Origin of the sequence: Thermosipho sp. (in: thermotogales) (assembly GCF_020054775.1) — a bacterium.
In the GTDB taxonomy this organism is placed as follows: domain Bacteria; phylum Thermotogota; class Thermotogae; order Thermotogales; family Fervidobacteriaceae; genus Thermosipho; species Thermosipho africanus.
This window is the reverse complement of record NZ_JAIHAP010000050.1, coordinates 1-13,101: the sequence shown is the minus strand read 5'-3', so window position 1 is coordinate 13,101 and position 13,101 is coordinate 1. Positions and strand designations below refer to the sequence as shown.

The following is a 13,101-nucleotide window of genomic DNA, read 5'->3' as shown; positions in this document are numbered from 1 at the left end:
TAAGAGGGTTAGTTTGAGGGGAAAATGGTGAGATAGTATTAAAAAATACAAATGGTAAGGAGGTATTTGATTTAACATAAAGGTTAACTAAAGATAGGTGGAAAAACAGATGAAAAATGAAAGTAACTAATTAACTCTTTTTAAAAATAAAAGGGAAAGAATAATATTTTCAAAAAATTAAGAAAAAACAAATTTCAGGAGGCTAATTAAAAATATTTCTTTGAAGAGGTGAGAAAATGAAAATTAAATTCACACTTAACGGACAAACAATTGAAAGGGATGTACCTGTTTATAAAAGAGCTCTTGACTTTTTAAGAGATGATTTGAAGATAACGTCTGTAAAGGAAGGATGTGGTGAAGGAGAATGCGGAGCTTGTACGATAATCGTCAACGGTAAAAATGTTCATTCATGCCTTATGCTTGCTGTTGAACTCGATGGAAAAGAGATTATTACACTAGAGGGTATTGAAGATCAAATTAAAGATGCTTATGTTGAAGCTGGAGCAATACAATGTGGATTTTGTACACCTGGATTTATAGTTTCAACAAAAGTGTTACTTGATAAACACCCGAATCCAAGCGAAGAAGAAATAAAAGAAGCACTTGAGGGAAACCTTTGTAGATGTACTGGGTATGTAAAAATAATTAATGCTGTAAAAATAGCTTCTAGCTATATCAAAGGAAGTGAAAAAAATGATTAAAAATTATTTCTTACCTAAGACCGTTGAAGAATTATCTGAAATTAAAGCATCTACAAAAGGATTTCTCTTTTCCGGTGGAACTGATCTTTTTGTCAAAATAAGAGCTAATGTAATAAACACAGACACAGTAATAGATACAAAAGCTATTATTGAAACTCCAAATATAAGTGATAAATTATTTATTCCCTTAAACTTTACATACAGTCAACTTAGAGAATATCTAAAAGATAACAATATAAACAAATATTTAGATAATATAATAAGGCTAATAGGTTCACCAATGATTAGAAATAGAGGTACTCCTGTTGGGAATATTGCAAACGCATCACCGGCGGGAGATTTTGTCCTTGCAAGTTATCTCTTAAATGCAAAAGTAATTGTTAAACCAACAAATAAAAAAATCCCCATTGAAGATTTTATTAAGGGCCCAGGAAAAATAGAATTAGAAGAGAATGAATTTGTTTTTGGAGTAGAACTTGATATAAAAAATGACTATAAATTCTATTTTGAAAAAGTTGGCAGAAGAAACGCAATGATCATATCAATTGCAAGTATTGCCGTACTATTAAAAGAATCAAACAATAAAATTTATGACATTGCAATTTGTTACGGTTCCGTTGGACCTACAATATTGCGTGAAAAGCTGCTAGAAGAAAAAGTAAAAGGCCAAGAAATAAGTCTAGAACTTTTTGAATACCTTGCAAGCGAATACCAAAAGCTTTCAAATCCAATTACTGATGTTAGAGCATCAAAAGAATATAGAAAACAACTTGTGTACAACCTTATGATTAAAGCATATTACAATCTTAAAGAAAAGAAGGTGATGAATATATGATAAAGTTTAAAGAATATGTAAAGCCAAAAACATTAGAAGAGGCATATCAAATACTAACCGAAAAAAATTCACGAGTTATCGGAGGAGCAGCATTTTTGAAACTTTCAAACCAAGAATTCGATGTTGCAATTGATCTAATAGATACAAATCTTGACTTTATAAATGACTATCCAGAAAAAGTTGAAGTTGGATCTATGGTGACAATATCAGCATTTGAAGAAGATCCGGTACTTTCAACTTTATACAACGGCTTTTTAAAAAATGTTGCAGAAAAAATTTTAAGTTATCAAATGAGAAACATAGTCACTGTTGGAGGGACTATTTTTCCCAAATACGGTTTTTCTGATTTAATTACAGCTCTTTTAGTCTTAAATACTAACGTAGAATTGTATAAAAATGGTAAAATGCCACTTGAAAAATTTCTTGAAACAAAAATTGTTAAAGATATCTTGTCGAAAATTGAGATAATGAAGGAAAATTTAAAGCTCGCATTTGAATATGTAAGAAATTCAGAATATGATTTTTCCTTATTAAATGTAGCTGTATCAAACAATGAAGGAAAATTTAAAATTGCTGTTGGTGCAAGACCAGGTATAGCTCAACTTGCTAAAAATGCCGCAGAATTTTTATCAAATAACGCCATCACAAAAGAAAATATTGAAAAAGCTGCAGAAATTGCAGCCGAAGAATTAAAATTTTCAGATGATTTAAGGGCCACAGCAGAGTATAGAAAAAAGGTTTGTAAAGCACTTGTAAAACGTGCTCTTGAGGAGGTGACAAAATGAAGATTAGTCTAATAATAAACGGTGAAAAAAAAGACGTTGAAATAAATCCAGATGATATTTTACTAGATGTTCTAAGAAAACTAGGCTATTATAGCGTTAGAAGAGGTTGTGACACTGGAATGTGTGGAATTTGTACTGTATTATTGGATGGAAAACCTGTGCCTTCATGCTCTGTTTTTGCGGCAAGAGCTGATGGTCATCATATAACTACAGTTGAAGGCCTTGAAGATGCAAAAGTTTTTGCCCAATATCTTGCAGAAGAAGGTGCCGACCAATGTGGTTTTTGCAGTCCTGGATTGATAGTAAATACTGTCTATCTTAAAAATAAAAACTTTAAAGATAAAGAGGAAATAACAAACAAATTAATCGGTAATCTTTGTAGATGCACTGGATATGTAGGACAGCACAGGGCTATAGAAAAATTCTTGGGGGTGGAAAAATGAAAGAAGTTACAAGAAAAATTCCAAAAAAAGATGCATTAGGACTTCTTTTAGGAAAACCAGTATACACAGATGATCTATCCCCCAAAGATGCGCTTATAGTTAAAATCTTAAGGAGCCCACATGCGTTTGCAAAAATAAAAAGTATTGATACATCGAAAGCAGAGAAAATTGACGGAATCGAATGTGTTTTAACATATAAAGACCTTCCAAGAATACCAATAACCAGAGCTGGGCAGGGCTATCCTGAACCTTCACCGCATGATTGGTATATACTTGATGAATACGTAAGATATGTCGGAGATGAAGTTGCAATTGTTGCAGGAAAAGATGAAAAGGTCGTAGAAAAAGCTTTGTCAGAAATTAAAGTAGAGTATGAAATACTAGAACCAGTTCTTGATTTTGAAAAAGCAGAAGGTCATTCTTCAATTATACATCCTGAAAAAGAAACTCATCCAATGTTTGAAATAGGTTTTGATGCCAAAAACAACATTGCTGCATCGTATGAAATGGAAATAGGCGATGTTGAAGAAGAACTAAAAAAATGTGATGTAATAATTACTGAAAGATTTTATACGCAAGCACAAGCACATGTTGCTTTTGAACCACATTCTGCCGCCTCATATATTGATATGCATGGAAGGCTAGTAATTATTTCTTCTACACAGGTACCATTCCATGTTAGAAGGATATTAGCCGAAGCGTTTAATATACCAATAAAAGATATTAGAGTTATAAAGCCAAGGATTGGTGGTGGTTTTGGTGGAAAACAAGCAATACACGGTGAACCTTTTGTTGCCGCTGTTACATTAAAAACAGGAAAACCCGCAAAAATTGTATATTCTCGTCAAGAAGTGTTTGAAGCAACCTATACTAGACATCCTATGAGATATGATATTACACTAGGAGCAACAAAAGATGGAAAATTAAAGGTTATTGACATGAAAGGTTTATCAGATACCGGAGCATATGGTGAACATGCTCTTACAACATTTATGGTTGCTGGTTCTAAAACACTGCCAATGTACAACAAAGTTGATGCCGTCAGATTTTCAGGAAAAGTTGTATATACAAATAAGGTGCCTGCCGGAGCATATAGAGGATACGGCGCAATTCAAGGAAACTTTGCACTTGAATCTGCTATTGATATCTTAGCAGAAAAACTAAATATGGATCCTATAGAATTTAGAAAAAAGAATATGATACGTGAAGGCGAAACTTCACCAATATTCAAGATAATGGGTGAAGGTCGTGAAGGAGTAGATATGATTGTAAGAAGTTGTAAATTAAATGAATGTGTTGAAGAAGGAATGAAGTTAATTAATTGGAAAGAAAAATTTCCAAGAAAAAAAATATCTGAAACAAAATTTAGAGGAGTTGGAATGGCAATAGCAATGCAGGGATCAGGTATTGCAAATATTGATATGGGATCTGCCATATTAAAATTAAATGATGATGGCTCATTTAATTTATTAATTGGAGCAACGGATCTTGGCACTGGAAGTGATACAATACTTGCCCAAATAGCAGCTGAAGTTCTTCAAGTTCCTACTGAAAATATTATTGTTTATTCATCAGACACCGATCTTACTCCATTTGACGTTGGCGCATATGCATCAAGTACTACATACGTCTCAGGTAATGCTGTAAAAAGAGCAGCAGAAAAAATGAAAAGAATGATTATTAGAGAAGGAGCGCTTAAATTGGGGCTTGATGAATCAAAAGTAGACTTTGATGGAAAATATATTTTCGAAAAAGATGGTAGTAAAAAAGTTGATTTGAAAGAACTTGCCACTGTTTTGTATTACACCGAAAACCAAAAGCAGTTGATTGCAGATGCATCATATGTCGGTGAGGAATCCCCTCCACCATTTATGGCCGGATTTGCAGAAGTTGAAGTTGATATTGAAACAGGAAAAGTTAGGCTTATAAATTATGTGGCGGTAGTAGATTGTGGTGTTACAATCAATCCAAATCTTGCAAGAATTCAAGTTGAAGGTGGTCTTGTGCAAGGAATTGGTATGACATTATTTGAAGATGTTAAATACTCACCAAGTGGAAAATTACTAACAAATAATTTAATGCAGTACAAAATCCCATCTAGAAAAGATATAGGAAATATTATAGTAAAATTCGTAGAAAGTTTTGAACCAACTGGTCCTTTTGGTGCTAAATCTGTTGCAGAAATTGGAATTGACACACCACCAGCTGCAATAGCTAATGCGATATATAATGCAGTAGGTGTTAGAATAAAAAAACTACCTATCACACCTGAAAAAATATTAATGGGTTTAAATAATAATTAAAAAATCAAGCCTCCAAAATTGGAGGCTTGATTTATATTTTGTAAATTCCAAAAATTTAATTACCAAATATTAGCCAGTATGGTTTTCCATAAACATCATCAACTACTGTTGAAAGTGTCGCATCTTCACTTGCAAAAACAGCTGTTACTGGTATTTCAGTTCCATTCAAAGTAACTGTACCATTAACAGTACATGTCGCTCCAACATTTGATCTTTCTAATCTCAAATATACTAAATCTGCTATAGAAGAGAAATCATACTTCATATTTGAAACAAACGTTTCACTTAAGTAAGATCCTCTAATTCCAGTAATAAGTTCATAAAACACTGAATCAACCGTTAGTGTTGCTTGGCCTAAGTCAATAACTGGTTCATCAAATTCTACTTTAAATGTAGATGTAAAAGTAAACGTTTCAGTAGCATCTGCTGTTACATTAACAGTCCTTACATATTGCCTTTCTTCTTCTCTTCTTGTTGAGAAACTATTACCAAGATAACCATCTCCTGAGTAAGATCTATCATTTGAATCTGGTCCACCAACTATAACTTCATATTTTCCTGCGTCTATATTTGAAAAATGGGCAATACCAGTAAGATCTGTTTTAGCAAAATAGTCTCCACCTTCACCATCAACTCTTTTTAGTGTTACAAATACTCCCGGTATAGGATTTTCCCAACTATCGAGTGCTTCAACATTAAATGTTGCTCCACCTTCAGTTGGTAGTGAAAGATTTATTGAATTTTTCGCATTTACTAGTCCAAATCCTGAATCATGATCATATCCATCCTTATCAATATCAACAGCACCTTGTTCGATTAACTTTCTTATTTGCCATACTTTTGCATCTGGATACTTTTCTTTCAATAATGCTACAACACCAGAAACATGTGGACAAGCCATTGAAGTACCTTGATAAAATGCGTATAACCCACCAAATGAGTCAGCAAGTTCTCCGCCTTCATAACCTAAAGCAGTAGCTTGTGGAACTGTTGAAAGAATATCAACACCAGGTGCTCCTACTGTTATAGCGTCACTTCTATTTGAGAACCATGTTGTTCTATATTCACCACCATTAAATTCAACTGCTGCAACCTGAATTATTCCAGGATAGCCTGATGGATAATGTAAATGTTGGTCAGTGTGATCATTACCAGCTGATACTGTTACAACAACATCTCTGTCTAATGCATAATCAAATGCTTCTTTTAAAGTATAGCTATAGCCCCATCCTCCCCAGGAATTTTGAAGAATATCTGCGCCATGATCAACAGCCCAAATTATTCCATCAGCAACCGCATCATCACCTACATAACCTTCCACATCAAATATAACAATCGGCATAATCTTTGCATCTGGTGCTACGCCAATAATTCCTAAAGAATTATCACTAGCAGCTATAGTGCCTGCAACGTGAGTTCCATGTGCTCCACCAAAAGAAGAATCTGTACCTGCAGGTAAGATTTCGCCTGTTTTTGGTCTGTATCCCTCAATTACCTGACCTTTTAAATCAGGATGTGTACCATCAACACCACTATCAACTACTGCAACAATTACTCCATCGCCTGTATATCTCATATTCCAAACATCTTTAACGTTTAATGCCTCCAGTCCCCACAAGTATTTTGAAAATTCTTCATCGTCTCTTGGATTAGTCGAATTTAAACTAGTTTCATTATTTTTGTTTATCATATTATTATCAACTGGTTTGGGATCAATAATGTATCTTTTGTAGCTTGGTTCCACATATCTGATACCTTTTAAACCAAGTTTTAAAATTTTCTCATATGCCTCTTCTACTGTTCCATCAAACTTAATTGATACCATTTTTATTTGTGGCAAATCAACTGCAATTTTTCCATTTAATGCTTCTACTATTTTGTTAACTTCTTCTCTGTTTTCATACCCAACAAGAACCTTACCTTCTTCGTATTCAAATTCAAGACTTCCCAATTTTATATCCGAACCTGTATTATTAGAAATCTTACTATTTTGAGTTATATTGTTTAATCCACAACTTGATAGTATTAAAAACAATACTAAAATTCCAAAAAATGAATATTTAAACAACTTATTCATCTAAAATTCCCTCCTTTCATCAATTTTCACCAGTAGTAAATGTATTATAAATCTCTGCCTCTATTCCAAACGGATCAATAATTTTACCTTGATCTGCGTATATAGAATATGCTTCTGAATCTTCATCAGAGACTATAGCAACTGCTAATTCATTACCCCATTCGTATGTCTTATTTTTTTGCAATGTATTAAACTGATACCATCCACCGGCACCATAATCTACCCACCACAAACCTGCAGGAGGATTATCAAAAGCAAAAGATACGCTTGTAGCAACAGTACCTATAAAGTTATATTTTGGATAGCCACTAGCACTTAACGAATAATATCCATAATCATTTAAAGTTTCATCATAAAGCCAAATATCAAATAAGTAAACTACAGTTCCTTCTGGAGAATCTATTGGATTTACTACTTCCCATTCAAAAGTTGGATTAGTTGATACATCAGTTGCTCCATCTGTTGGACTTATATATTTTATATCAAACATTCCTAATGGAACAACAGAACCTAAATCGGTCAATGAAGAAATTTTTCCACCATAATATGAGCCAACTTTATACCAAACTTCTTTTCCAGCTTCAAGTTGTGCAGAGCTATCCCTATAATAATTAGTATCTGATGGCACCCTTGCAATTAGTTCGTAATTTACTCCATCAAAACTTCTGTAAACAACATAAGCTTCTGGTTTGTCAGTTGTTGAAGATGCAGAAGAATCCTCCCATTTCACCCAATTCACTTCTATCCACATATTTAAATCTTTATCTGGAGCAGCATTTGGTTTTTCAAACTTCATTTCAGAAACTGCTGATTTTTGAATATCATTAGAATAAAATTTTATGCCAGCTCTTCTAGTATATGCTTTAAGGTTCACAGATCCACTATCACTTGGTTTTTCAACAACATACATATTATAATCTCCACTTTCTTTAACCAGTGTCAAATAATAAGCATTAACAACCAAATTTTCATTTTGATCAACTACTGCAACAAAAACTGGAACCTTTCCAGAAAAACCATCCAAGGATATGCTTCCTTCAATTTCTGTATCATAATAAATTTTTCTTGGATTAGTGAAAAATCCGCTTCCTGGGACTCCACCAACTTTTACATATACGTGGTTTACATCATAACCAGTTCCTGAAAGAACGTTAATCTTATAATACAATTCATCACCGGAAAATTTGTTCAAATTAAATTTTGTTAAATTAAGAGTCTTTGACATTCCTTCATCTTCAAAAAAGCTTGCATTAATTGTAATTTTATCAGATGCTTTTGAAGTGTCATATGCTGTTTTTCTTAACGTTAATTCTAATATTTTTGTTTCTAAACCACTTATCATATAATTATTTAATCTTGTAATACCATAATTTTCTTTTTCAATTTTCACATCAAAATACTTTACAGTATCGTTCATTTTCAAATCAAATTTCACAAAACCTTCCCCATCAGTAACCTTTTCAGCAACCTTTGAACCCGATTCATCAAAAACTGTTACCGTTGCCTCCTCAACTGCAGCTCCTGATCTGTAATCCGTTACATAAACTTTAAGACTTGCAGGGTACTCTTGACTTAAAAACTGTTGAACACAACCGCTAAAAAGCAGAAAAACAAATAAAAACATCGTACTAAAAATCAAAACTTTCTTCACAACTATCCCTCCTATCCTTAAAATTTGTAAAGTAAAATTACTACTTAACTTTCCATCTTAAAAATTATTCAACCAAATATTTTTTAATGATTTTCAAATAATTTCATTTAATTTTTTTATCGAGATATAGAAATACAAAATTAACAATTCCAATAGCTATTATAACACACTTTGCAAAATTTGTGTTAAAATATTTCCAAAAGAGTTAAGGAGTGTTTAAATATGATAGATATAGAAGAATATATTAAAAATTTGGAAACGGTTCTCAATAAAAATTTATCAAATGAAGAAAAAGAAAAAATCAAAAAAGCAATCAAATTGGCTGAATACGGCCACAAAGGTTACTACAGAAAATCTGGTGAACCTTTCATCACTCATCCAATTGAAGTTTCCAAAATTTTGGCATCATTAAAATTAGATATTACTACTATAATTTCTGGAATTTTACACGATACAGTTGAAGATAGTCAAGGCAAAGTAACTTTAAAAGATATTGAAGAAATGTTTGGTAAAGAAGTTGCATTAATTGTCGATGGAGTAACAAAAGTCAGCAAGATTAATGCACCTGTTGGAAACATCGAACAAAAGAAAAAAAGTGAAACCATACAAAAAATGCTCTTTGCAATGGCTGAAGATGTAAGAGTTATTTTTGTAAAACTTGCAGATAGATTACATAACATACGAACAATACAATATGTTGAAGATGAAGAAAAAAAGAAATACAAAGCACTTGAAACACTTGAAGTTTATGCTCCTATTGCACACAAACTTGGGATTCATGTGATAAAGTGGGAACTTGAAGATCTTTCTTTTAAAGTTTTATACCCAAAAGAATATTACATGATTAAAGAATTAGTTGCTGAAAAAAAGAAAGAAAGGGAAGAGCGAACAAACGAATATGTAAATCAATTAAAACTTGCATTAAAAGAAAATAATATAAATGCTAAAGTGGAAGGTCGTTATAAACATTACTATAGTATCTGGAAAAAGATGAAGGAAAAAAATAAAAAATTTGAAGAAATTTATGATCTTATTGGAATTAGGGCAATTGTAAAAGATGTTCAAACCTGTTATACTGCTCTTGGAGTAGTACACCATATTTGGGTTCCTCTTCCTGGTAGATTTAAAGATTACATTGCAGCTCCAAAATCAAATGGTTACAAATCAATTCATACTACAGTTGTAACACAATATGGTGAACCTTTGGAAATTCAGATCAGAGATGAAGAAATGCATAACGAAGCAGAGTATGGGTTAATTGCTCACTGGATTTACAAAGAAAAGAGCGTTGATTTAAAGCAAAAGTGGCTTCTTCAACTTCTTGACTGGAGAAAAGAACTTCTTCAAGGAAGTACGAATCTTTCCGAACTTAAAAATGAATTGCAACTTGATGAAGTGTTTGTTTTAACGCCAAAGGGAGAAATAATTCATATGCCTTTGGGATCAACCGTTATTGATTTTGCTTACGCTATACATACAGAAATAGGACACCATTTTGCTGGTGCAAAAGTAAACGGAAAAATTGTTCCAATAAATTACAAGCTAAAAAATGGTGATGTTGTAGAAATTTTAGTTAACAAATCAAGTAAAGGGCCAAGCCTTAGCTGGATAAAATATGCTAAAAGTCCTAGAACAAAGGCAAAAATTAGAAGATTTTTTAGAGAAAAAGAAAAAGAAAAACTAATTGAATCAGGAAAAGATGTAATTAGAAAACTATCTAAAAGATTGAATATTTCAATAGAAAAATTACTCGAACACGAAAAAGTTAATGAATTTATAAAAAACCATAATTTAAGTATAGATGAATTTTATACACGCATAGGTGAAGGAAGTATTACTTTTAACGATTTACTAGAACTAATAGAAAACAAACCAGAAAAAAATTACAAGAAAAAGACAAAAAACTCGAAAAAAATTAAAAATGCAGTAGAAATAGATGGAATTTCAAATATTGATATTCACATCGCCAAATGTTGTATGCCAGTTCCAGGTGATGAAATAGTAGGAGTAGCAAGCAGAAGAGGGATAACTATACATAGAATTAATTGCAAAAATATTAGAGATATAGATGAAGATAGACTATTTAAAGCTAAATGGCTATCTGATGACTCAAATGAATTTTCAACTAACTTAGAAATTGAGTTTGACAAAAATGAACGCCTTGCTGAAATAATGAATCTTTTAGTTTCAAAAAACATAAACGTAAAAAGTTTTAAATTAAGTGAATCAAAAAATTGGAATTCGGTCTTTGCACATCTGACAATTGTGGTAAAATCTTTAAATGAACTAAATGACATAATAAGTCAATTAAATAAAAAATCTGGAATATTGAGGGTGAGAAGAAAATGAGAGCAGTAATACAAAGGGTTAAAAATGCAAAAGTTGAAGTAGAAGGAAAAACAGTTGGAAAAATAGAAAATGGACTTTTAGTATTGCTTGGAGTCGGAAAAGATGATAACAAAGAAGACATCAAATATCTTGCCGAAAAAATAATTAACTTAAGAATTTTTGATGATGAAAATGGAAAGATGAACCTTTCGTTGCTTGATATAAAAGGTGAACTCCTTATAGTATCTCAATTTACTTTATACGGTGATTGCAGAAAAGGCAGAAGACCTTCTTATTCTGAATCAGCGCCTCCTGACATTGCAAAAAAACTTTATGAAGAATTTGTAAATACCTGTAAAAACTACAATTTAAAAGTTGAAACTGGTGAATTTGGTGCACATATGCAAGTTTCTTTAGTAAATGATGGCCCTGTAACTTTATTACTTGATTCAAAGAAGGTGTTTTAGTTGCTTCTTCACGTATGTTGCGCACCAGATTTGGTGCCTTCATACTTTCATATGAAAGAAAAAATAAAATACATTTATTTTTACAATCCAAATATCCATCCAAAATCTGAATATGAAAAAAGATTAAATGAAGTTTTAAAACTTGCAAAGAGGTGGAATTTAAAAATTATTGAAAGCAAATATGAACCCGAAGTTTACTTTAGATACATAAAAGGCCTTGAAAATCTTGGTATTAATAGTCCAAGGTGCGATAAATGTATATACCTTCTTTTAAAAAATACAGCAATTACTGCTAAAATTAATAATTTTAATTCTTTTGCAACTACTCTAACTTCCTCTCCACGAAAAGTTTTGGAAAAAATAAATAAAATTGGTAAAATAGTAGAGCAGGAAGTTAATGTAAAATATATAGAAACATATTTTAGAAAAGGAAAGGAATACCAAGAAGCTTTAAAATTTATCAAAGAACAAAATATTTACCGTCAGGCATATTGTGGTTGTATATTTTCAAAGATCGAACTTGAAAATAAAAGAAAGGAAAAAATTGAAAAATCAAAAAAAATTCTAAAAGAATATGGAATAACTAATATCCCAGTTTTCCCTGAAAAATTAGTAATAACAAAAGAAAATTTTGAAATTTTCTCAAAAAACTTTATCGAGATAATTAAAGCTATTCAACCAAAAATCTTATACGTTGACTATTTTGTTAAAGATAAATACAATTTAAAAGAAGGTTGGAATAAATTTGGAAATTATAATCAAAAAATACAAATTTTAAAGGGGAATGGATAATGGATATAATTTCAATTACTTTTCTCTCAAAAAGTGAAAATATTAAGATTGCAAGAAGTGTAGTACAAAAATTTTTATCTCAAAAAGCAGTTAATGAGCAAGATATATTTGATACTGAACTTGCAGTTAATGAGGCAATCGCTAATATAATAGAACACACATACAAATTCGAAAAAGATAAAATTATTAAAATGACGTTAAAATGGACTGAACCTAATGTTCTCGAAATCTATCTTAGGGATTTTGGACCAAAAGTTGATCCATCTAAAGTCAAACCAAGACCTTTAGAAGAAATTAGGCCAGGAGGATTAGGGGTATATATAATCCAAAAAATATTTGATGTTATGGAATTTAAAGATGTAAGTTGTGGAAATCTTTTACTACTTAAAAAAGAATACAATATATAGAGGTGTAAATATATGCTTCAATTATTATCAAATAAAGCATTATTGGCTGCTTTCTTTGCATTTTTAAGTGCTCAAATATTAAAGGTGATAATATATAGAGATATTAAAAGTTTTGGAAGATACGGAGGAATGCCAAGTGCACACGTTGCAACAACAGCAGCTTTGGCATGGGAAGTTGCAAGAATAACTGGCTATGACTCTCCAGAAACTGCCATAGCAGCAATTTTTTTATCAATAGTTGCTTCTGATGCGGTTGGCTTAAGAAGAAAGGTTGATCCAAATAGTGGACACACATTAATTGAGGCTATATTG

At 31.7% G+C, this 13,101-nt stretch carries 12 protein-coding genes; 10 read left to right on the top strand and 2 right to left on the bottom strand.

Annotated elements, in window-relative coordinates:
• Positions 1-236 precede the first annotated feature (236 nt).
• From JG780_RS08070 to JG780_RS08050, 5 genes are read left to right on the top strand one after another with little or no spacing between them, the layout of a single operon-like run.
• Positions 237-701, top strand: coding sequence for a (2Fe-2S)-binding protein (locus JG780_RS08070; RefSeq protein WP_012580334.1), 465 nt, complete (start codon positions 237-239; stop codon positions 699-701).
• On the top strand, positions 694-1,536 hold the full coding sequence (locus JG780_RS08065; RefSeq protein WP_287570009.1) for an FAD binding domain-containing protein: 843 nt from the start codon (positions 694-696) through the stop codon (positions 1,534-1,536). The genes JG780_RS08070 and JG780_RS08065 overlap by 8 nt, the downstream gene beginning before the upstream one ends.
• Entirely contained in the window at positions 1,533-2,321 is a 789-nt protein-coding gene (locus JG780_RS08060) for an FAD binding domain-containing protein (protein ID WP_004102472.1), read from the top strand. Before JG780_RS08065 ends, JG780_RS08060 begins: the two co-directional genes overlap by 4 nt.
• The gene (locus JG780_RS08055; protein ID WP_004102471.1) at positions 2,318-2,764 is read left to right on the top strand and encodes a (2Fe-2S)-binding protein; all 447 of its coding nucleotides are present in this window, start codon (positions 2,318-2,320) and stop codon (positions 2,762-2,764) included. Before JG780_RS08060 ends, JG780_RS08055 begins: the two co-directional genes overlap by 4 nt.
• The gene (locus JG780_RS08050; protein WP_114702524.1) at positions 2,761-5,067 is read left to right on the top strand and encodes a xanthine dehydrogenase family protein molybdopterin-binding subunit; all 2,307 of its coding nucleotides are present in this window, start codon (positions 2,761-2,763) and stop codon (positions 5,065-5,067) included. Before JG780_RS08055 ends, JG780_RS08050 begins: the two co-directional genes overlap by 4 nt.
• Positions 5,068-5,122: 55 nt before the next feature.
• Here JG780_RS08050 and JG780_RS08045 read toward each other — a convergent pair whose 3' ends face one another.
• Both JG780_RS08045 and JG780_RS08040 read right to left on the bottom strand, forming a co-directional pair.
• On the bottom strand, positions 5,123-7,144 hold the full coding sequence (locus tag JG780_RS08045; protein ID WP_287570005.1) for a S8 family serine peptidase: 2,022 nt from the start codon (positions 7,142-7,144) through the stop codon (positions 5,123-5,125).
• A gap of 19 nt (positions 7,145-7,163) precedes the next feature.
• Positions 7,164-8,795: a hypothetical protein gene (locus JG780_RS08040; RefSeq protein ID WP_287570002.1), complete on the bottom strand. Its 1,632-nt coding sequence runs from the start codon at positions 8,793-8,795 to the stop codon at positions 7,164-7,166.
• 222 nt (positions 8,796-9,017) lie between these two features.
• Here JG780_RS08040 and JG780_RS08035 point away from each other — a divergent pair, with 222 nt between their 5' ends.
• The 5 genes from JG780_RS08035 to JG780_RS08015 all read left to right on the top strand — a co-directional run.
• Positions 9,018-11,144 carry a RelA/SpoT family protein gene (locus JG780_RS08035; protein WP_287570001.1) on the top strand — a complete coding sequence of 709 codons (2,127 nt, stop codon included), beginning with the start codon at positions 9,018-9,020 and terminating at the stop codon, positions 11,142-11,144.
• The gene (dtd, locus tag JG780_RS08030; RefSeq protein ID WP_287570000.1) at positions 11,141-11,590 is read left to right on the top strand and encodes a D-aminoacyl-tRNA deacylase; all 450 of its coding nucleotides are present in this window, start codon (positions 11,141-11,143) and stop codon (positions 11,588-11,590) included. Before JG780_RS08035 ends, dtd begins: the two co-directional genes overlap by 4 nt.
• Entirely contained in the window at positions 11,591-12,382 is a 792-nt protein-coding gene (locus tag JG780_RS08025) for an epoxyqueuosine reductase QueH (RefSeq protein WP_041427227.1), read from the top strand.
• A complete protein-coding gene (locus tag JG780_RS08020; RefSeq protein WP_004102458.1) occupies positions 12,382-12,789 on the top strand; it encodes an ATP-binding protein in 408 nt (135 codons plus the stop codon). The genes JG780_RS08025 and JG780_RS08020 overlap by 1 nt, the downstream gene beginning before the upstream one ends.
• 12 nt (positions 12,790-12,801) lie before the next feature.
• On the top strand, positions 12,802-13,101 hold a 300-nt coding region (locus tag JG780_RS08015; protein ID WP_287569999.1), incomplete at its 3' end, for a divergent PAP2 family protein.